General features: G+C 63.2%; 12 protein-coding genes. 5 read left to right on the top strand and 7 right to left on the bottom strand.

The window, feature by feature from the left end; all coding sequences use genetic code 11:
- Positions 1-31 precede the first annotated feature (31 nt).
- The 5 genes from GGR11_RS14055 to GGR11_RS16920 form a co-directional block, all read right to left on the bottom strand.
- Positions 32-4,048 carry an Eco57I restriction-modification methylase domain-containing protein gene (locus GGR11_RS14055; RefSeq protein WP_183197987.1) on the bottom strand — a complete coding sequence of 1,339 codons (4,017 nt, stop codon included), beginning with the start codon at positions 4,046-4,048 and terminating at the stop codon, positions 32-34.
- Positions 4,045-7,131: a helicase-related protein gene (locus tag GGR11_RS14050; protein ID WP_221205329.1), complete on the bottom strand. Its 3,087-nt coding sequence runs from the start codon at positions 7,129-7,131 to the stop codon at positions 4,045-4,047. The genes GGR11_RS14055 and GGR11_RS14050 overlap by 4 nt, the downstream gene beginning before the upstream one ends.
- 368 nt (positions 7,132-7,499) lie before the next feature.
- The gene (locus tag GGR11_RS14045) at positions 7,500-8,597 is read right to left on the bottom strand and encodes a Fic family protein (RefSeq protein WP_183197983.1); all 1,098 of its coding nucleotides are present in this window, start codon (positions 8,595-8,597) and stop codon (positions 7,500-7,502) included.
- Positions 8,598-8,707: 110 nt separating this feature from the next.
- Positions 8,708-9,382: a helix-turn-helix domain-containing protein gene (locus GGR11_RS14040; protein ID WP_183197981.1), complete on the bottom strand. Its 675-nt coding sequence runs from the start codon at positions 9,380-9,382 to the stop codon at positions 8,708-8,710.
- A 216-nt stretch (positions 9,383-9,598) separates the two neighbouring features.
- On the bottom strand, positions 9,599-9,727 hold the full coding sequence (locus tag GGR11_RS16920) for a hypothetical protein (RefSeq protein WP_281380245.1): 129 nt from the start codon (positions 9,725-9,727) through the stop codon (positions 9,599-9,601).
- A gap of 122 nt (positions 9,728-9,849) precedes the next feature.
- Here GGR11_RS16920 and GGR11_RS14035 point away from each other — a divergent pair, with 122 nt between their 5' ends.
- The 5 genes from GGR11_RS14035 to GGR11_RS14015 all read left to right on the top strand — a co-directional run bounded on the left by GGR11_RS14035 (position 9,850) and on the right by GGR11_RS14015 (position 18,979).
- Complete coding sequence (locus tag GGR11_RS14035) at positions 9,850-10,890, top strand: LacI family DNA-binding transcriptional regulator (RefSeq protein WP_183197979.1); 1,041 nt, start codon at positions 9,850-9,852, stop codon at positions 10,888-10,890.
- Positions 10,891-10,983: 93 nt separating this feature from the next.
- Entirely contained in the window at positions 10,984-12,399 is a 1,416-nt protein-coding gene (locus tag GGR11_RS14030; RefSeq protein WP_183197977.1) for a glycoside hydrolase family 30 protein, read from the top strand.
- Positions 12,400-12,520: 121 nt separating this feature from the next.
- Positions 12,521-15,412 (top strand): TonB-dependent receptor, encoded by a 2,892-nt coding sequence (locus tag GGR11_RS14025; RefSeq protein ID WP_183197975.1) that lies wholly within the window; start codon positions 12,521-12,523, stop codon positions 15,410-15,412.
- A 92-nt stretch (positions 15,413-15,504) separates the two neighbouring features.
- Positions 15,505-17,460: a glycoside hydrolase family 3 protein gene (locus GGR11_RS14020; protein WP_183197973.1), complete on the top strand. Its 1,956-nt coding sequence runs from the start codon at positions 15,505-15,507 to the stop codon at positions 17,458-17,460.
- A gap of 19 nt (positions 17,461-17,479) precedes the next feature.
- The gene (locus GGR11_RS14015; protein WP_183197971.1) at positions 17,480-18,979 is read left to right on the top strand and encodes a tryptophan 7-halogenase; all 1,500 of its coding nucleotides are present in this window, start codon (positions 17,480-17,482) and stop codon (positions 18,977-18,979) included.
- 107 nt (positions 18,980-19,086) lie between these two features.
- Here GGR11_RS14015 and GGR11_RS14010 read toward each other — a convergent pair whose 3' ends face one another.
- Positions 19,087-20,415, bottom strand: a complete 1,329-nt coding sequence (locus GGR11_RS14010; protein WP_183197969.1) for a type II toxin-antitoxin system HipA family toxin — start codon at positions 20,413-20,415, stop codon at positions 19,087-19,089.
- Positions 20,415-20,666: a helix-turn-helix domain-containing protein gene (locus GGR11_RS14005; protein ID WP_183197967.1), complete on the bottom strand. Its 252-nt coding sequence runs from the start codon at positions 20,664-20,666 to the stop codon at positions 20,415-20,417. Before GGR11_RS14005 ends, GGR11_RS14010 begins: the two co-directional genes overlap by 1 nt.
- Positions 20,667-21,010: the final 344 nt, after the last annotated feature.

Raw genomic sequence — 21,010 nt, 5'->3', positions numbered from 1 at the left:
TGGCCAAGGTCCCCCCGGATTGGCTGATGATCTAAACCTTGCCTTCGATGATCCGGACCACGTCGAGGGTCTGGAGGTCGGACAGCATGACACGCAGAGGCTGTCCTGGCGCGAGGTGAGTTTTGACAAAGGCGGCGACGGCGGCGGATAGGGCCTCGCCACCAAGGTTGGACATCGTGCCGAGACCGGCCTGCTCGGCGGTGTCAAACAGCCGCAAGCCACGGGCGTGGAGATCGTCAGCGAAGTAGAGTTCGTAAACCAGTCCGCTGAGAAGTTGCTCGATCACCGGGTTTGCGTCGCTGGTCGAGAGCACTTGGGCGATCGGCTCTATCAGCGCCTTGGCCCGCGGGTCCGCCCGCGGGATTGGGAACTGCGCGACATACATGGGTTTGAACTCAAAGAACCCGCCCTGCCGTCCAGCATAGGTGGTCTGCGCCACCCACCATGAAACCGGCGAGTTCAGACATGCGACCAGATAGCGCCAATCTTCCGAAGCGACGATGCTCGTTTTGTCGTTGCTAAAGTAGCCGAACATATCAGGTGCGTAAGCGACCGTCTTCTCAATCGCCGGGATGATGATCTTCGGGCCCAGGAATTCTTCCCAGTATGCGACGTTGTCCTGGATCTCGAACCACTCATACGAGCCCGCCTTTCTTCCGGGCCAAGGAGCATCGCCCCAGTCGCGAGGTTTGGGTTCAAGCGCCTCTCGGAATCCTTCTAAATGACGCTTGACGGCGGGGTATCTCTCGATGTCGGTGCCTTTACGCGTGAAGATCAGCCACAAATCCTGCGGCTGGACTCGCCACCGTTTGACGTCGCGCCCACGCAAGAAGGGCTTGATGATCTCATCACTTTTCGGATCGGCCTTGATTAGCGCTGCGCGGGTGGCGCCGTCGATGACGAAGGCCTCGTTGAAGCCCGTCAAAACGCCACGATACAGCCGCCCCTCGACATAGTCGGTCAGGGGCACGCCGGCAGCGCGGATGCGGGCCAGGAGATCGCGCTTGATCATCGGCTCGATCTGCCAGCCGTCTTTTTCCAATGCGGTCTGGGGCATGTCGAACCCGGCGGTTCGCACCAGATCAGGGAAGGTTTCAATCTCGGCCTTCTCGCCCAGGTCCTGCCAGTTCAGGGCGCGGAAGGTTCGGTCAGCCGCTGTCGGACCGCGCCGCATCTCATCGCGGCGTTCAGCAATCAGGATGGTCGGATAGGCGATGGCGTCGAAGACGTCGGCGTCGCCAAAGTCGATCAGGGTCTCGATCCGGGCGTTGACGTTGAACCAGTGTCGCAGGTTCTCCCCGTATTTCGCTCGGTACCATTTGTTCGACGTGATGTAGGCAAAGGCGCCGCCCGGCTTTAGCAGCCGGAGACCCCGCTCAATGAAATAGACGAACAGGTCCGCCGTGCCGGCGTAGCTGCCCAAGGGCACGCCCTTCTTATCCTTACCGCCATAGTGGGCCTGTAACACCGGCTTCTGCTCGGTGATCTTCTCCTGACGCACGTAGGGCGGGTTGCCGATGACGATGTCGAATCCGTCGTGGAGCTGGAACATCCACAGGGGATCAAAGAAGGGGGCGCTGGCCTGCTGATCGAACGGATCCCAGCAGGCCGCCATTCGAGCATCGTCGTGCGGCAGCGAATGTTCGGTCTCCAGAATTTCCGCCAGCTCGTCGCGATGCTGAAGGATGAGGTCGCGATACTTCCGCTTGGTGCGCATGCTTCGCGCGGCAAAGTGGCGCTGGGTTGCATCCTCGATCAGCCGTTCCAGTTCGCCAATCCGCTTGTTTTCGAACAGGTCGGCCTGAGCACCGCGACGCAGGGGTACGAGGCTGTTGGCCGCGACCAGCTTGCTCTCTAGATTGGGCAGCGGCTTGATGCCGAGGTTGTCGCCAAGCCTGTCCGGATCGGGGGTCTGCTCCACTGCCAGGCTGATGAAGAACCTTAGCTTGGCGATCAGAATGGCGATCGGTTGAATATCGGAGCCGTAGAGGCAGCGCTCGATCAGGTGCAGCTTGCGGACGTAGTCCGCCAGGTCGTTGTCGGCGAACTCATCGTCGAACGCCTTCAGAGCCGCTTCGGCCTCGTCCATTTCGGCTTCACGACGGGTGACGTCATACTTCGGCGCGTCAGCCAAACGTCGCTCCAGCGGCGCGCGGAGTGCGGCCTTCCACTTCTCATTTTTCGGATCAAGCCGTTTCAGCGCATCCATCAGCGCCTGGAGCATGCCCATTGGAAAGGCGCCGGAACCGCAGGCCGGGTCCAGCACCTTCAGGTCCTCGATCGTTGCGATCAGAACGTCCCGTTCCCTATCCGAAAAGTCAGGCGGAGTCAGCGTCGGATCGAGCAATGCCTGAAGACGTGGATCGACGGTTTCGCTCGTCTTTCGTGGTTCTGGAGACGGCGGACGCTCGATCGCCAGCTCGCCGGGGGCGGGTCCAAAATCGAGGGCTTCGGATTGCGACCGAAGTCCTCCATTGTCCTCCGGCAACGACCGTTTGAGCGCAGCCTGGAACTGGTGCGTTAAGGTCTCGCGGACCATGTAATCGACGACGTAGCGGGGCGTATAGAACGAGCCCGACATCTTGCGGGCCGTCGAGCTGGTTTCGGGGTTGTAAGACGCCAGAAGGTTTTCAAAGACCTTTCCAAGCAGCTCTGGGTCAAGCGCCACCTCTTCTTCGACCGATGTGTTTTCCTCGACGGTGAACACATAGCTGTCGAACAGGGTGAAGAGACCAGAGGCCTTGTAGCTTCGGCCGTTGGTCTCATAGGCGTTATTCAGATCGACGTCCTGAAGCTCGCCGAAGAAGACCTTGTTCGGCACATGAAGCGGGTTCTTTGCATGGTCGGAGAAGCCATCGACACGAAGCCGCTTGCCATCGCTGATCCTGGCAAGTTCCGGGTTCCGCTCCAGGTCGCGTTGGGTCAGCTCGCGATCGAGGCATTCGAAGAGGCCACCGTTCAGGAACGGCACCTTGCGGAATAGCTTAAGCGCCGCGTCGGGATCAGCGAACATATCCTCGTAACGGTAAACGCTATGGATAAGGTGATGCCCATCCTGCCCGCCGCCAGAGCTGCGACTGCGCCATTTCCGGTTCTCGCCCATCTCGGTGTTCAAGGTGGCGAAAAACAGGTTCTGAAGGATCGCCTTGTAGTAGTTGTCCCCGTCCGGAGCCGTGCCTGGATCAGTCTTCAGCAAGCTCCTGACATCTTCCAGCCGGAAGACCTCTGCCGGGATCAGCCCGCGCTCTTTGATGAACCAGCAGAAAATAACCCGCGTCAGCAAGCGGATCAGGGGAACTTCAGGCTTATCGCCAGCACCAACCGGGAATTTAACGATATCGCGCGACCAAAAGAACCAGTTGGCGAGCTCTCGGTAGAAGGTCTCATTCAGGGTCTTGGTCGAGAGCGCCGACTGCCATCCGTCATACAGGTCGGTGAAGTTGGACGGACGAGAGCGCATTGCCCGCCAGTCTAGCTTGGAGAGGATCGTCAGGTGGCCGCGGTGCGGCCGCTGGGTATCGACATTCAAAACGATCGTCACGCGACCCGTCTGGACGTCTCGCGCCGCATCTCGCTTGTGCTGACGTCTCTCGCTAGCGGCCAGTGAAAACCGCTGGCCGTGCCGGAACAGAATGATCACCGGCATGGGGAACAGGCTGTTTACCGCCCGCGTGATTTCCGCGAGCGTAGCACGCTTCCAGCCGTCACCCTCCAGGTCAATGGCCAGAAAGACAAAGCTATCGACGATGCTCTTACCGTAACGCTCGGCAAGGTTCGTCGCGCTGAGCTCGCGGCCCAGCATCGGGATCTCGTCATTCGTCAGCTGGAAAAGGAAGCGTACCTCGCGCCATTTACCCAAGTGTGCCGAGGCGTGCTGGAGCTTTCCGTCAGGATCAACCTCCCGTGCAAACGAGCTGGGTCGTCCGTCGAGTTCGATCGTCTTGGCGCTGCGATAGCCAAGAACGTCCAGCAACCTGTGGCCTGCGGTCTCTAACGGGAGCTGGGCGAACGCCCGCACTGCGGCGTCGATGGCCGAGAAGTTAGTCATGCCGCGACGCGCCCCGGCCGAATGATAAGCCAGGTGATCAGGTCGTAGTCGAGGCTAGTCCGGGCTTGGGCGCCTTCGTCCGGCACGCGGGCGCTGCGGGAGCCTGTCAGCGAAGCTAGAGTCCGGGAGGCCGAGGTTTCTCCTACAGAGGCGACCGCGGCACGGATCAGCCCGTCGTAACGGTCCATCGCTTCACCATAATTGGTTTCATCATCGAACGCATTGCATAGCGTTTCAAATGGTTCGCTGCGGCCGAGGCAGAGAGCGCGATAGGCCTCCAAGATCGGCTTGGGTTGGCCAAAGCCGACCCGCACCGAGCCATCGTCCTTCAACTGAACGAGATAGTGCGGATCGAGCGGATTGATTTTGGCTTGCTCCGGATTGGGATCGGCCGGGCGACGCCGCAAGCAGAAGATCACACCGGGGTCGATCACTCCGCCTTCGACCTCGTTTGGCACGAGAGCGTGGAGGCCCAGCGGCGCGTCGCGGAGGGCCTGTTCATTCGCCCTGGCGAAGCCGAGAAGTTCGGCTCGAAAGTCGTCGAGCGCAAAATCGGCGAGCGTGACCCCGCCGGCGGACTCTTCCAGTTCAAACACCTCGTCCTTAAGTCGGATGAGTTGATCGTCGCGCCAGCGCGCGTCGCCCTCGGCTTCCGCGCGTGCGTTCAGCAGATCGTCTTCGCCAGTGGCCGACAGATCGACGAGCGCCATACGCGCCTCGACCCTGTCCTTCAGGCGCAGATACTTATTCAAATCCTCCGTCGGCCAGAAGTTGACCATCCGGATCGAAGTGTTGCGACTGCCGATTCGATCAATGCGCCCGAACCGCTGGATGAGACGTACAGGATTCCAGTGGATATCGACATTGACGAGGAGATCGGCGTCCTGAAGGTTCTGGCCCTCGGAAATGCAGTCGGTGGCGATCAGCAGGTCGATTTCACCGCCCGTCTGGGCATTGCGCATGTCCGCACGCCGCTTGGCCCTCGGCGCGAAGTTCACCAACACGTCTTGGAATCGCGCTGGCCCGAACGTGGTTTTGCAGCCATCGCCCGTGACTAGGGCGGCGTGAATGCCGCACTCACGCGCAAGCGGAAGCAACTCGTCGTAAAGATAGCGTGCCGTGTCAGTGAAGGCCGTGAACAGGATGACTTTGCGATTGGCCTCGCCGTCGCGGTTTGTTGATGGATCACTCGCTTTGGCGCGCACAATAGCCTTCAACCGGTCAAGCTTTGCGTCACGATCAGGCGTGATCTTGCGGGCTTCGTCCGCCAGGGCGGCGATACGCTCGCGATCCCTCAGAAGCGCCGCCTTCCAGCCCTCGCGGTTAAGATGGGCGAGATTGTACTTGAGGGCGCCGCCGACCTCGAAGGCGTCCTCAAGCTCGTCTTCAAATTCCTCTTCATCCGGCACGGGCGTCTCGAACGCCGCCGCCGTCTCAAATGTTTCGAGGTCACGCAGACGCTGGTCTATGCGCGCAATCATCCGGTCCATCGTCTGCCGGAACGAGCTCACGGAGCTTTCAAGACGCTTGAGGAAGCCAACCTTCATCATCGCGATCAGGTACTTTTCGCGATTGGCCTGATCGAAGTTCCCACCCTTGTCGTAAAGCGCCCGATGCTGGTCGAGCACAAAGGACAGCGGGCCATAAAGAGCTAGCTCCAGCTTGCTGATGGCCGCGTCCACATCCTCAAATGCAGGGAACGAACCCGACGTATCGATGGTGGTGAAAATAGACTCCGGCGCGGCACGCGTGGGGAAGGCTCCAATTTTCTCCATTGAAGCCGCGTAGTGCCGTTCGACGTGCTTGCGCGACCGCGCGATCGTTACCCCATCCAACAGGCCAAAGAGGGCGGGGGGCAGCTTGCTCAGCAACAAGCTTGTGTTGCGGTTTCCGGTTTTGGCCCATTCAGCGAACTGCTTTTGCGCGCTGCCGATGAGCGTTCCTAAGTTTGGCACGCCCAAGTCATTGAACCCGTCGCCTCGGTCAGCGGAGATGAGGTCAAGCTGCGCCTTCAGATCACGTAGGTCGTTGTTCACAGGCGTGGCTGAGAGGAGGAGAACCTTAGTCTTCAAACCCGACTTGATGACATCGTCCATCAGTCGTTCGTATCGACTACGGCGCCCACCAGCCGTCTTGTTACGCGCGGCGCTTCGGAAATTGTGGGACTCGTCGATCACCACCAAATCGTAGGCGCCCCACTCGATTCGGTTCAGGTCGATGTCGCCTACGCGGCCTCCCTCGCGCGATAGATCGGTATGTGACAGTACCGTGTAGCCGAACCGGTCCTCTCGCAGCGGATTCATCTCGCTGTTGTTGGTTGCAAGAAACTCCGTCCAATTCTCGCGCAGTTTCTTGGGACAAAGCACTAGAACGTTCTTATTTCGCTTCTCAAACCACTTGATGACTGCCAGCGCAGTGTAGGTTTTTCCGAGGCCGACGCTGTCCGCGAGGATGCACCCCCCGTGCTTATCGATCTTTGACAGAACGGCGCGCAGCCCATCTCGCTGAAAATCGAACAGCGCGCGCCAGATCGCGGTTTGCTCGAATGCCGTCTGTTGGATGAGGACGTCTTCTTCCGCCCGATCGACCAGAAAATCGTCAAACAGGTGCAGCAAGGTCTTGAAGTAAACGAATTCCGGGGAGACGTGCGCATAGTTGGCCTCAAGCGCACGCAATACCTCTTCCCGAACATCTTCGGTCAGTTTCTGGTCGGACCACAACTCGTTAAACCAGACATGCAGATCTTCACGATCACGATCACTGTCGACAATCAGATTTAACTCTATGTTCGGCGTCTCTCCCAAGCCGAGGCCGTTAACTGTAAAGTTTGAACTTCCGAGAACTGCGTGGTGGCGGCGACCGTCATCGATATGGATCAGCTTCCCGTGCAACAGTCCAGATCGCTTGACGGATCGGATTTCTACCTTGTCTCTGATCCATCTGGCGCAGCGAAGTGCAGCCGCCCGTCGCCGAATTTGCTCGGTTAGATGTAAGCCGGACTCATCGATCGAGAACGCGGGTGGCTGAAGTTTGGCATTGTCGGCGTGTCGCAGGAACCGTGGCTCACCAAACAGAAAACGCATCTCCTTGACGTCGTCTAATATGTCGCGCTGCCGATCATACGCAAAGGTCGTAAAGTAGGCTGAAACGACTGATAGACGACTTCCAGGTTTAGCTCGATCTGAGAGAAACTGGCGAATACTGCCCCGTTGTCGATTGTCGCGAATTCCCGAACCGTTCAACTAGGCAACCCCCTGCTGGTGTGAGGGCACCAGCGGTCCTCAGCGTAATCCGTTGTATGCGACTGTCACGCCGGGCGAAAGTCGCAGAGTAGCCCGAAATTGCCTCGCTCCGAAGCGACGCGGTCACAAAAGCTGCAGCATCGCTATCGCCGGAGCAAGTTTGGCATATGCGTTGGGCTGAGACGGCATCAGCCTGCGTTTCTCTGGATTCAGAGGGTGAGCGAATAGCTCGTGCTGCGCCCGCCTCTGGCATCTCTCGCCAAGACGCCTTGGGCCACAAGGTCGTTTATATCCCGCAGCGCCGTATCCGAAGACGTCTTCGCCAGCGCGGCCCACTTGGCATTGGTCAGCTTGCCTTCGAAGCCGTCGAGCAGGCGGTTCAGTACCTTCCTCTGGCGTTCGTTCAGCGGCTGATCGGCCAGGGCTTCCCAGAAGCGGGCCTTGCGTACGACGCTGGCTAGGATGGTCTCGGCACCGTCGAAGGCGCGGTCAAGGCAGGCGATAAACCACAGCAGCCAAGCGGTGACGTCCAGGTCGCCTTTCTGGGTCGCCTCCAGCGCCTCGTAATAGGCCTTCCGTTCGGCGCGGATCTGGGCGGACATGCTGTAGAAGCGCTGGGGCGTGCCTTCGGCGCGGGCGAGGGCGAGGTCGGCGATGGCGCGGGCGATGCGGCCGTTGCCGTCGTCGAAGGGGTGGTTGGTGACGAACCACAGGTGGGCGACGCCGGCCTTGAGCACCGGGTCGGGCGTGGCGGTCTCGAACCATTGCAGGAAGGCCGTCATTTCGGCGTCGAGACGGTCGGCAGCGGGCGCTTCGTAGTGGACGCGTTCGCGGCCGACCGGGCCTGAGACGACCTGCATCGGGTCGCCGTCCGGGGTGCGCCAGGCTCCGACGGTGATCTTGGTCATGCCGCTGCGGCCCGTCGGGAAGAGGGCGGCGTGCCAGCCGAACAGGCGGTCGGCAGTGAGCGGCTGGGCATAGTTCTGGGTGGCGTCGAGCATCATCTCGACGACACCCTCGACGTTGCGATCCGCCGGAACCAGGCCGATGACATCCATGCCCAGGCGGCGAGCTATGGAGGAGCTGACTTGGTCTCGGTCCAGGACTTCACCCTCGATCTCGCTGGACTTCAGCACGTCCTCGGTCAGGGTGCGGAGGACAGCTTCCTCGCGGAGCGGAAAGCCCAAGGCCTCCATCCGTCCGATCAGTCGGCCCTGGCGATGGCGGACAGCGGCGAGCGGTTGGGCGAGGGCGCCGTCGTCCCAGGTCAGGTTGGGCCAGTCGGTCAGTTCATGGATGTAGGTCATATTTGCCGCGCTTTCTGCGGTGAATGTGTAGGCTATTCGCCGCAAGGGCAAGATGTAATCGACGCAAGTTGTGCGGTGATTGTCGGGTGTACTCGCCGCATCACTTTCGATCAGGCCGCGAGCTGTCGGGGTCTGCAGGGCTGCAATGCGATGGACACGCCTTTCGCCGCGAGCGGCCGACCGACGAGGTCCTTCAGTCGGGCGAAGGCTGTCTGGCTGGTGCAGAGGATGCGCCGTTCGTCGGGCTCCCATCTGGCGTGATCCAGGTAGCTTACCGCCGCGCCTTCTCCCGCGATCTGCACGACCGCCTGGCGGATGTCGGTCTGGGCGAACGGAAGGAGCCGCGCCGGCGTCCCGGCGCCGCCATCTGGTCGTCGGTTTTCGGCGGCGCGAAATCTTTTAATGGGTTCATAAAGGTATTGTCGGTCACCGGTGACCGGTTTTCGTGTCGCTGATGTCCGGTTTTGCGGCGCCTCGGCCACCTCGCCGGGCAAGGTTGCGCGGCAGATGTTGGTGCGGCCGCGTCCCCGGCGGACCTCGACCTCCAGATAGTCGGCGGTCTGAAGCTCTTCGAGCAGGCGTCGCAGTTGGCGCGGGCTGACGCCCAGGCTGGTCGCCATGCTTTCCTGGCCGCGCCAGGCGCCGCCCTCGCAGGGGTTCAGGTCGTGGAGGATGAAGCCGGCGACGGCCTTGGCCTGAAGGCTGATCTTGGGATCGCTGGCGATCCGCTGATGCCAGGCCAGTTTTTCGGCGACGAAGTTCTCGGGGGCGAGGCGGCGGCTCATGAGCGAACCTCCGACGTTGCGACCGGGTAGGACAGGGGGTAAGATGCCTGCGGCCTTGAGTGTTTTGCCAAGCCCATTCGAACCCCGTCGAGCGCTGCAACGCTGGCGGGGTTTTTCGTGTCCGAACGGCGTCCCGAGGGGTTAGCCAAACGGGAAAAATCCCTAGGGATATCAATATGCGTCATATACCCCGTTAGACGAGGCAAGGTGTTGAATTCACGAGAAGAAACGACTTCCTCTCTGTTCGCCGCTCGTTTCGGTTTGTGTAACGTCAGGATCTTTAGACAGCATGGTGAGCGCTCCCAGCTCTGCACCAAAAGCAAGTTTGAGTGAAACTTGGTTCATCAGATCGTGGCTCTCCCAAAGAAGGTGGGGGGCGGCGTGTTGCGGATAGGAGGCGGCTGCGGTTGCTTGCAGTCCCCGGCGTCGTGGGCCATCCAGAGATCATGTGGAAATCGGAGCACGGCATGTCGGCCAGAAAGCCCACGATCGACGATGTGGCGCGTCTGTCCGGCGTGGGACGGACGACTGTTTCGCGGGTGCTCAACGGCGGGCCGAACGTTCGGGAGCCCGTGCGGCGAAAGGTGCTGGAGGCGGTGGAGGCCCTGGATTATCGGGTCAATCCACAGGCGCGGTCCCTAGCCGGAGGCGGCAGTCGCGTGCTGGCCTTGGTGCTGGCGTCGGATCTGGATGCGGAGCCCAACTCCTTCTACGCCTCGGCGCTGGAACTGGGGGCGGTGCGGGAATGCCTGCAGTCGGGATTTCAGCTGTTCACGCGCCATGTGCCGCAGGACGACCCGGCTGCAGTGCAGCAGGTGATCGACATCGCGGTCAACCAGAGGTGCCAAGGGGTGATCCTGACCCCGCCGTTCTCGGACAACGCCGACCTGATACAGCAGCTGAGGGCGCGGGGCGTCCATTTGGCGGCCATCTCGCCGGGCGGCGGCGGTCGGGGCCTGGTTGATGCGGTCGGCATCGACGACGAGGCCGGGGGGCGCGACATCGCGCGGTATCTGCTGGAGTTCGGCCACCGCCACATCGCCTATCTCGGCGGAATCGCCGGGCACCTATCGGCCGAAAGTCGGCTGGACGGCGTCAGGCGGGCGATGCGGGAAATGGGGTTGCCTGACGACGCCCTTACCGTGGAGCGTGGAGACTTCACCTTCCGGTCCGGAGGCTTGATCGCCGCGCGCGTGCTGGCGCTTTCGCCCCGACCCACCGCGCTGATCTGCGCCAACGACGACATGGCGGCGGGCGCGCTGTCGGTCGCTCATGCCCGCGGCCTGCAAGTGCCCGGCGACCTGTCGATCTCCGGTTTCGACGACACGCCGGTCTCCGCGATCGTCTGGCCGCCACTAACGACCGTCCACCAGCCGCTGAAGGCGATGGGCGGTGAGGCGGTACGCCTGGTGTCGGAGCGCATCACCGGCGCCGCCGGGGACTGGGCGTTTCGGACCTTGCCCCACGCCGTTGTCGTGCGGGAATCCGCCGGCGCCTGGCACGCGTAACAACGCAGACGCTTGACGACCTCGCTCGCGGCGCCATTATGGAAGCGCTTCCAATTTTAAGGGCGCGTCTGAGACGTCCGCAGGGAGGAAAGCATGAAACGACGGGATCGACTGCGGGCGAGAGCCTGCGTCCTGGCTTTGGCCACGCTCGCCGCCGCCGGATGCGCGTCGGCGCCGGACCGTGCCTGGGTGACGTCGGGCGACCAGTCGCAACTGCTTTCGCCGGAGCGGCTGGTGATGAAAGCCGAGGTCGCGGGCGCGGCTTCGCCGACGGTTTTGCTTGATCCGGATGCGCCGCTTCAAACCATGGTTGGATTCGGCGCCGCCGTGACGGATGCGACGGCGCATCTGATCCAGACCCGGATGACGAGGCAGCAGCGCGACGCCCTGCTCCGCGATCTGTTCGGACGGGAGAACGGCGGCCTCGGCTTTGATTTCACGCGGGTGACGATCGGGGCGTCGGATTTCTCGTTGAGCCACTACAGTCTGGCGGACGCCGAAGATCCTTCGCTGGCCGGCTTTTCGGTTGCACCGATGGCGGCCGAGGTCTTTCCGACGGTGCGCCAGGCGCTGGCGATCAATCCCGAGCTCAAGGTGATGGCCACGCCCTGGAGCGCGCCGGGCTGGATGAAGACCACGGGGGCGATGATCCAGGGCGAACTGAAGCCGGAATACTATTCCACCTACGCCGACTATCTGACCCGCTATATCTCGGCAGCCGCAGCCGAGGGCGTCCCCACCGACTATATCAGCATCCAGAACGAGCCGGACTTCGAGCCGGATTCCTATCCCGGCATGCGCTGGGGGGCCGAGGGCAGGGCGCGCTTTATCGGCCGCGATCTGGGGCCCCGACTGCAACAGCACGGTCTGGAAACGAAGATCCTCGACTGGGATCACAACTGGGACAAGCCGGAGCAGCCCCTGAGCGTGCTGAACGACGCCACTGCGCGGTCCTATGTGTCCGGCGTGGCCTGGCATTGCTACGCCGGCGACGTGGCCGCCCAGTCCCGGGTGTTCGACGCCCATCCCGACAAGGACGTCTTCTTCACTGAGTGCTCGGGCGGCGACTGGGCGCCCGGCTTCAAGGACAGCTTCGTCTGGACGATGAAGTCCCTGATCATCGGTTCGGTCGAGAACCATGCGCGCGGCGTGCTGATGTGGAACATCGCCCTGGACGAGAACCATGGCCCCCACGCCGGTGGATGCAGCGACTGCCGTGGCGTGGTCACGATCGACAGCCGCACGGGCGCGGTTCAGAGAAACCAGGAATACTATGCCTTCGGGCACGCCAGCAGGTTCGTACGCCAGGGCGCGCGCCGCGTCGCCGTCTCGAAACCGGAGGGGCTTGAGGCGGTCGGCTTCGTCAATCCTGACGGCCGGCGTGTGCTGGTGGTTCTCAACGCGTCTGACGCCGAGGCGCGGTTCGAAATCGGCGAAGACCGGCTGAGGGCTGCGGTCGCCTTGCCGCCGGCAAGCGCCGCGACCTACGTCTGGAGCGGGCCCCGCTAAAGCCTGTGTTGCCAAAAACCAATTACGCGGTATGGTGTTGGAAGCGCTTCCAACATGGCGCCAAGAAGATGGACGCGCGGCTCAAAGGGCCCGCGCCAAGGGAAACGTGAGGGGAGATCACATGCGCAGCGCATTTGCTGGGTTTCATTCAATTCGTCCGCGCGCAGGCGCGCTTCACCTGACGGCTTCGGCCTTGGCTTTGGCCATGGCGCTGCCGGCGGTCGCCGTCGCCCAGACGGCGCCTCAAGCCGAGGATAGCGCGACCGAGGTCGAGGAGATCGTCGTGACCGGGCTGCGGCGCGGCCTGGCGGACTCCATCGCCACCAAACGCCGGGAGACCTCCATCGTCGAGGCGGTCTCGGCCGAGGACATCGGCAAGCTGCCGGACGTGTCGATCGCCGAGTCCATCGCCCGCCTGCCGGGTCTGGCGGCGCAGCGCGTCAACGGTCGGGCCCAGGTCATCTCGATCCGCGGCCTGGCGCCGGACTTCACCACCACCTTGCTGAACGGTCGTCAGCAGGCCAGCTCGGGCGACAACCGGGCGGTGGAGTTCGACCAGTATCCGTCCGAGCTGCTGTCCGGGGTGGTGATCTACAAGACGCCGGACGCCGAGGTGTCAGGCATGGGGCTGTCGGGTACGGCCGACTTGCAGACCGTTCGGCCGCTGGCGTTCGGCCAGCGCGCCCTCGCCGTGAACCTGCGCGGAGAGATGACCGAAGGCGACAAGCTGAACGACGACGTCCGCAACTACGGCGGCCGTTTCTCGATCAGCTATATCGATCAACTGGCTGACGGCACGCTTGGGCTGGCCCTTGGTTACGCGCATCTGGATTCGCCTTCCCAGAACAAGCACTACAAGGCTTACGGCTATGAGGCTTTCGGCGGCGCGTGCGAACCGAGCGCGCCCGGCGCGACCTGCACCGTGGACTCGGTCCAGCCCGACAGCGCCGACACCGCGCTTCTGCTCAACGGCCAGGAAGTGTTCGCCACGTCACGCCTGAACCAGCGGGACGCCGTCATCGGCATCGTGGAATGGCGTCCGAATGATCGGCTGCACTCGACCCTCGATGTCTATTATTCCAAGTTCGAGCAGGAAGAGACGACGCGGGGGGCCCAGTGGTTCTCCAACCCGTATGCCGACGGCGCCTACTTCACCGACGTCGTGACCGAGGACCGGGGCGGTTCGCTGTTTGGCCGCAGCGGCACGGTCAACAACGCCGTGCCGATTCTGCGCAACGACTACAATACTCGCGAGGACGAAATCTTCTCGATCGGCCTCAACACCGAATATGAGATCAACGACCGGACGCGGATCGTCGCGGACCTGTCCTATTCGAACAATCGGCGGCGCGAGACCATTCTCGAGACCTACGCCGGCTATGGCCGAGGCGTAGGCGGTGTGACGCCGGCCACGCCCGATATCGGCCGCACCTATGATGTGATCGGCTTCACGATCAACGACGACGGCTATCCCTCCTATTCGGAAGGGCTGGACTACGCCGATGCGTCACAGGTGACGCTGGGCGATCGCGCGCCCTGGGGCGGCTGGGGTCACGACGGCGCCATCCGCTTCCCGGACGTGGAGGAAAGCATCACTTCGACGGATCTGAAGATCCAGCGCGACATGGACGGCTTCTTCACCACCTTCACCGCCGGCGTGAACTACGCCAAGCGCGAGAAGTCCAAGCGCGTCGATGACTATGATCTCTTCCTGAAGAACGGCCGCCAGCAGGTCTATGTGGACGCCCAGTATCTGGAAACGCCAGTGTCCTTGGCCTGGGCGGGCTTCGGCGACGTGCTCGCCGTCGACATGAGCCGGGCGCTCGACGTCTACTACGACCGCGCCCCGATCCTCGACGCCAACTATTTCGACAAGAACTGGGACATCGAGGAGGAGGTCACCACGGCTTTCGTCAAGCTGGACTTCGAAGGCGGTCGCTGGCGCGGCAATGTAGGCATGCAGGCGGTGGTTCAGAACCAGGAATCGACCGGCGTCGTCATCAACGGCACCGAGCCGGGCGCGCCCATCGATCCAATCTCGGTGACCAAGGGCGCCGAGTATCTGGACATTCTGCCCAGCCTTAACCTGATCTACGACCTCGGCGGCGGCCATCGGCTTCGTTTTGCGGCCTCTCGCACCATGGCGCGACCGCGGATGGACGAGATGCGCGCCAATGTGACGCCGGGCTTCAACTCGCTGGTCTGTTCGGGTCAGCCCTGTCCGCCGGGGTCGACCGTCAATCCGTGGTCGGCGTCCGGCGGCAATCCGGAACTTGAGCCGTGGCGCGCCAACGCCTTCGACCTTGCCTACGAATGGTACGTCGATTCGACGACCTATCTGTCGATCGCCGGATTCTACAAGGATCTGGAGACCTACATCTACACCCAGAACGGCACGTTTGATTTCACCGGCATCCCCTTGCCATCTACGGCGTCTTCGATCCCGGCCGACGTCATCGTCAGCCCTATTGGTCAGATCAGTCTTCCGGCCAATGGCGACGGCGGCACCGTGCAGGGGCTGGAGGTCAGCGGCGCCCTGAACTTCGGCACCGTCTGGGAGCCGCTGGACGGTCTGGGCGTGCTGGGCAGCATCTCCTTTACCGAGTCGGACCTGAACCCGGCGCCGGACGGCCAGAATGTGCGTATCCCAGGCCTGTCGGGCACGGTCTACAATATGACCGCCTACTACGAGCGCGGCGGCTTCCAGGCGCGGATCAGCAAGCGGTTCCGCGAAGCCTTCAAGGGCGAGGTCGTGCAGTTGTTCGCCACGCGCGGCTACACCGAGATCCTGGATGACGAACAGATCGACGCCCAGATCGGCTACACCTTCGAACAAGGCCCGCTGGAAGGCCTGGGGGTGTTGTTCCAGGTCAACAATCTGACCAACTCGCCCTACCGGACCCGCCTGGGCCTAGACAGCGGCGGCACGACCACGGCGGACGGCGGATCGTTGCCGGAAACCTATGAAGAGTACGGCCGGCAGTTCCTGTTCGGCGTCAACTACCGGTTCTAGGGCGTCCCTCTCCGAGCCCTTAGCCTCCGGGGCGAGGCGGCCATGCCGTCTCGCCCTCTTTTTTTGTCGATACCTGTAACCGAGAGACGGCCATGACCTTCCGCAAGACCAAGCTTCTCCCGCTGCTGCTGCTGGCCGGATGCGCCCTGGCGCCGATGAGCGCCGCCGCTCAGCAGGAACGGACGGATTGGCCGGCCCTGACTGCGGCCCACGCTCCAGACGCCGCGATGGAGGCGCGGATCGCCCGGATCGTCGCCGGCATGAGCCTGGCGCAGAAGGTGGGGCAGATGACCCAGCCGGACGTCCGCTACATCACGCCGGAAGAGGTGACGCAGTATTACATCGGCTCGGTCCTGAACGGCGGCGGCGCCTGGCCGGCCATGAACAAGCACGCGACTGTCGCGGAATGGGCCGCCCTGTCCGACCGCTATCACGACGCCGCTCTCGCCGCCGACATGACGGTGAAGATCCCGCTGATCTGGGGCACGGACGCGGTCCATGGCCACAACAACGTCTCCGGGGCCACGCTCTTTCCGCACAACATCGGCCTGGGCGCCGCCCATGATCCCGAACTGATCGAGCGGATCGGCCGGGCCACGGCGCGTCAGGTGCGCGCCACCGGCATCACCTGGGTCTTCGCCCCGACCTTGGCTGTGGGCGAGAACCGCCGCTGGGGCCGCACCTATGAGAGCTATTCCAGCGATCCTCAGCTGGTCGCCGAATACGGCGAGGCCCTGGTGCGTGGGCTGCAAGGGGATCTGACCGGGGACGGCGACGTGGTCGCCACGGCCAAACACTATATGGGCGACGGCGGCACCTTCAACGGCCAGGACCAGGGCGAGGCCCGTGTTACCCGCAGCGAGATGATCAATCGCCACGGCGCCGGCTATTATTCGACTATCGAGGCCGGCGTGCAGACCGTCATGGCGTCGTACAGCAGCTGGAACGACGTCGCCGCCGGTCACGACTACGGCAAGATGCACGGCAGCCGCGAGATGCTGACCGACGTGCTGAAGGACCGACTGGGCTTCGACGGTCTGGTCGTGTCCGATTGGAACGGGATCGAGCAGGTCCCCGGTTGCACCAAGGCCGAGTGCGCCCAGGCGATCAACGCCGGCATCGACATGATCATGGTCCCCGAAGACTGGAAGGCCTTCATCGGCAATACCATCGCCGACGTTGAGGCCGGGCGCATCCCGATGTCCCGCATCGACGACGCCGTAACACGGATCCTGCGGGTCAAGATGCGCTCCGGCCTGTTCGATCATGCGCCTTCGGAAAGCCGCTACAACGGGCAGGCCGAGGCCGTGGCCGCGACCGATCTGGCGCGGGAGGCGGTGCGCAAGTCGGTCGTCCTGCTGAAGAACAACGACCGCGCCCTGCCGCTGGTTCAGGGCGAGAAGATCCTGGTCGTGGGCGACAGCGCCGACAGCCTGTCCAACCAGACCGGCGGCTGGTCCCTGACCTGGCAGGGGACTGAGAACGTCAACGCCGACTTTGCGACCGGCAGCACCCTGCTGGCGGCGCTGAAGGCGCAATTGGGGGCGGAGAATGTCGTCTATTCAAGGGACGCCGTCGGCGTGGACCTTACGCAGTTCGCCAAGGTCGTGGTGGTGCTGGGGGAGACGCCCTATGCCGAATATCATGGCGACGTCCGCTTCCCCGCGCCGGTCCAGTACAGCCACCTTCGTCCCAATGACCTGGCCCTGTTGTACGCGGTCTCGGGCAAGGGCGTGCCGGTGGTGTCCGTCCTCTATTCGGGCCGTCCGGCCTACGCCAACGACCTGATCAATCTGTCGGACGCCTTCGTCGCGGCCTTCCTGCCCGGCACCGAGGGGGCCGGCCTGGCCGATGTCTTGTCGGGTGGTCGCTATGACTTCACCGGACGCCTGTCCTTCGCCTGGCCGGGGTCGGCCTGCAGCACCGGCGAGCATGCGGGCGACGTGGTGCAGTTCGCGCGGGGCTTTGGCCTCAGCTACGCCCGGCCCGCGACGACGGGGGAACTGCCCTTGCCGACCACCCCCGGCGCCTGCGACGCTGCCGACTGACCGTGTTTTGGGGGCGGATGTGCGGCAGCTGAAGACAATCCTGATCGTCGGCGGAGGCTCCGCTGGCTGGATGGCCGCCGCCCTGTTCTCCAAACTGTTCAAGGGGCTGTACGAGATCACCCTGATCGAGTCCGAAGCCATCGGCACGATCGGGGTGGGCGAGGCGACGATCCCGGCGATCAAGACGTTCAACGACCTGATCGGTCTGGACGAGAACGACTTCATGCGCCGCACCCAGGCCAGCTTCAAACTGGGCATCCAGTTCGTCGACTGGGACCGGATCGGATCAAGCTATATCCACGGCTTCGGCGTCATCGGCCGGGACCTGGAATGGCTGCGCTGCCATCAGTACTGGCTGAAGATGCGGGCTGCGGGGAAGGCGTCAGACCTTGCCGCCTATTCGATCAATACGGCGGCGGCCCTGCAGAACCGCTTCATGCGCGCCGATCCGAAACGACCGACCTCGCCGTTGGGCCATATCGCCCACGCCTTCCATTTCGACGCCGGCCTCTACGCCAGATATCTGCGCGGCATGTCCGAGGCGGCGGGCGTGCGACGTCGCGAGGGCAAGGTCGTCTCGGTGCAACTCAGGCCCGAGGACGGATTTGTGGAGTCGGTCACGCTGGAGGATGGAGCGGTCGCATCGGCCGACCTGTTCATTGACTGCTCGGGGTTCCGCGGGCTGATCATCGAACAGGCGATGAAGACCGGGTACGAGGACTGGTCCCATTGGCTGCCGTGCGACCGGGCCATGGCCGTGCCCTGCGCGCGGACCGAACCCTTTACGCCCTACACCCGCTCGACCGCCAGGCCGGCAGGCTGGCAGTGGCGTATTCCGCTTCAGCACCGCACGGGCAACGGGCACGTCTATTCCAGCCGCCATATGGACGACGACGAGGCCGAGCGGATCCTGCTGTCGCACCTGGACGGCGCCCAGATGGCCGAGCCGAACCGCATTCGTTTCGTCGCCGGCAAGCGCCGCCAGATCTGGAACCGCAACTGCGTGGCGGCGGGCCTGGCCTCGGGCTTTCTGGAACCCTTGGAATCGACCAGCCTGCACCTGATCCAGTCGGTGCTGATCCGACTGGTGCGGATGATGCCGGACGCCGGCTTCGATCCCGCCACCATCGCCGAGTTCAACCGTCAGACCGATTTCGAATACGAGCGGATCCGCGACTTCATCATCCTGCATTACAAGGCCACGGAACGCGACGACACGCCGTTCTGGCGCTATTGCCGCGATATGGATGTCCCTGTGACGCTGGAGCGGAAGATCGACCTGTTCCGCGCCAACGGTCGGATCTTCCGCGAGGACGACGAATTGTTCGCCGAGGAAAGCTGGATCCAGGTGCTGCTGGGGCAGGGGATGATCCCGGCCGGCTATGATCCGCTGGTCGATGTGACGCCCGAGGCGGAGATCGAGCGGTTCCTGGCGGACGTGGAAGCCGTCATCGGAAAGTGCGTCGCCCTCATGCCGTCTCATGCGGGTTATGTCGCAAAGGTGTGTCCGGCGGGGTGAAGCGCTCGCTGCTGTTTGCCTCGCAGTGGGAACTGCCCTGATCCGTTGAGAACAGGTTCGGCGCCTGAGCAGATGTGGCGCAAGAGGGCGCTCCACGATTGAGCGGGTTAGATCGTATCGGGAGCCGTCGCCAGCCTGGGCAGGCGCGCGCTGATCGCGCCACGGATCGACGCGTGGATAGGTTCGTGGAAATCGGCGGGCATCTGGGCGAGGGCCGTGTCCGCCGCGCTGTCGGCCAGCTCCAGGAGTTCAGTCAGGGCCTGACGGACCAGCGTCGGTCCGAGATCCGCCGCTTCCGCCATTTCGATGAAATGCCGCCCCATGACGTCGAGGATCTTGTAGTGCGGCTGCACCCCGGCCGACATGGCGAGCGTATAGCTCTTGTGGGGGATGCGTTTGGCGTCGAAGGCCGGTTGGGCGCTCAGGACGTCATAGAGCGGCGTCATCTGGAAACGGCCGCCGGGGCGCAAGAACAGGCTGAAGTTCTTGGCGTGCCCGTCCGTGGCGCCGATCAGCCAGAAGATGATCAGGCTTTTGAAGAAGGCCAGACGGTCGGTGTGAGGATCGTCGCTTTCGCCCAGTCGCGCCAATATCTGCTGTGGGCTCGGGCCGCCCTGGTTCTGGTATTTGCGGCTCGAGGGCGCGGACAGGGCCTGACAGAAATCCTCCTGCGGCAGGCGGATCAGATGGTCGGCGTCGCGCCAGCGGCGGTCGAAGCGCTCGACGACCAGCACGCGTCGCTTGCCAAAATCGACGATCTGGGTCGTGGCGACGGCGAGGCCGAAGGCCTCCATCAGCTTCAGGCAGTAGTGTTCGTTCTCGACGCTGTCGGACAGGTCGATCACCCCTGAGGCCGTCGGAATCTCGCCGATCTGCGGCTTGAGGATATGGGTGGTAGGGGTCGCGCCCACGGGGCGTTTCCAACGGCCGTCGTGACGAAGCAGGGCCGTCTTCTCCTGGGCCCCGGCGACCGAAAGGCGAAACGCCTGGTCGGTCTCGATGCCGAGCGGAGCCCGTCCCAGGTTGACGAGGATCTGTTCGATTTCCCCGTCGTCGAGGGGTTCGCCTTCCACGGCCTGAGACGGCGATGCGGTCGCGCCCAGGGGCAGGAACTGCAAGGCGCCGACGCAGTCGCGGCCGATCTGTTCCAGCAGGCTGTAGGCGTCCACCCCAGCGGCGCCCGTGCGTTCCGCCACAATGCGTCGGACATCGAGGTTGTCAGGCAGCAGGTTGTCGAGAACGGCCGTGACCGCGTCGCCGCGCCAGGCGGCTTTGCGCAGGGGCAGAGACAGGGAGATCGGGAACCGGTGCGGCCAGTCGAGCCATTCGGCCGCATAGTCGAAACGGATTGCGCCGCTCGCTTCCTTCTCCAGCTTGCCGACCGCCCGGCCGTTGATCAGCACGGCCAGAGGGCTGTGGCGACTGCGCCTCGGCATTAGAAGATGTCGTCCATATCCGCCGCCGAACTCTTGGAGCGTGGGCGGATGACCAGTTCGAGATCCAGCGCCGCCAGGAGGTCGAACAGGGTGGCCAGCTTGACGCCGGTCTGTCCGGTCTCGACCTTGGACACCATCTCCTGGCGCAATCCCGACAGGTGCGCCAGGGTGGTCTGGTTGATACCCTTGGCCTTGCGCGCCGCTTGGAGGGCGGCGCCGACCTGGCCGGGTGATCGTGCGATTTGATCCATGGATGGACTATGCGGTTTAAAGCATAAGAAAGCAATATGCGATTTTAAGCATAATCAACTTACATCGCGTTTTTCGCATAGCCAGTCTTGCGGAACGCCACATGGCGCAGGGCGCGGGGCCCTTCTCCCGGTTTTTGGACATAGGTCTTATTCGCCGCGCTTTCTGCGGTGATTGGCAGGTGTATTCGCCGCATGTCTCTCGATCAGGCCGCGAGCTGCCGGGGTCCGCAGGGCTGCAATGCGATGGACACGCCTTTCGCCGCGAGCGGCCGACCGACGAGGTCCTTCAGTCGGGCGAAGGCTGTCTGGCTGGTGCAGAGGATGCGCCGTTCGTCGGGCTCCCA

The organism is Brevundimonas mediterranea (assembly GCF_014196125.1).
GTDB classification, from domain to species: Bacteria; Pseudomonadota; Alphaproteobacteria; order Caulobacterales; family Caulobacteraceae; genus Brevundimonas; species Brevundimonas mediterranea.
This window is presented reverse-complemented; position numbering and strand designations above follow the sequence as displayed.

Coding starts and splice junctions, on each gene's coding strand:
- GGR11_RS14030 (WP_183197977.1), top strand. CDS start 10,984: ATGAAACGACGGGATCGACTGCGGGCGAGAGCCTGCGTCCTGGCTTTG.
- GGR11_RS14045 (WP_183197983.1), bottom strand. CDS start 8,597: ATGACCTACATCCATGAACTGACCGACTGGCCCAACCTGACCTGGGAC.
- GGR11_RS16920 (WP_281380245.1), bottom strand. CDS start 9,727: ATGAACCAAGTTTCACTCAAACTTGCTTTTGGTGCAGAGCTGGGAGCG.
- GGR11_RS14040 (WP_183197981.1), bottom strand. CDS start 9,382: ATGAGCCGCCGCCTCGCCCCCGAGAACTTCGTCGCCGAAAAACTGGCC.
- GGR11_RS14010 (WP_183197969.1), bottom strand. CDS start 20,415: ATGCCGAGGCGCAGTCGCCACAGCCCTCTGGCCGTGCTGATCAACGGC.
- GGR11_RS14005 (WP_183197967.1), bottom strand. CDS start 20,666: ATGGATCAAATCGCACGATCACCCGGCCAGGTCGGCGCCGCCCTCCAA.
- GGR11_RS14025 (WP_183197975.1), top strand. CDS start 12,521: ATGCGCAGCGCATTTGCTGGGTTTCATTCAATTCGTCCGCGCGCAGGC.
- GGR11_RS14035 (WP_183197979.1), top strand. CDS start 9,850: ATGTCGGCCAGAAAGCCCACGATCGACGATGTGGCGCGTCTGTCCGGC.
- GGR11_RS14050 (WP_221205329.1), bottom strand. CDS start 7,131: ATGCGTTTTCTGTTTGGTGAGCCACGGTTCCTGCGACACGCCGACAAT.
- GGR11_RS14020 (WP_183197973.1), top strand. CDS start 15,505: ATGACCTTCCGCAAGACCAAGCTTCTCCCGCTGCTGCTGCTGGCCGGA.
- GGR11_RS14055 (WP_183197987.1), bottom strand. CDS start 4,048: ATGACTAACTTCTCGGCCATCGACGCCGCAGTGCGGGCGTTCGCCCAG.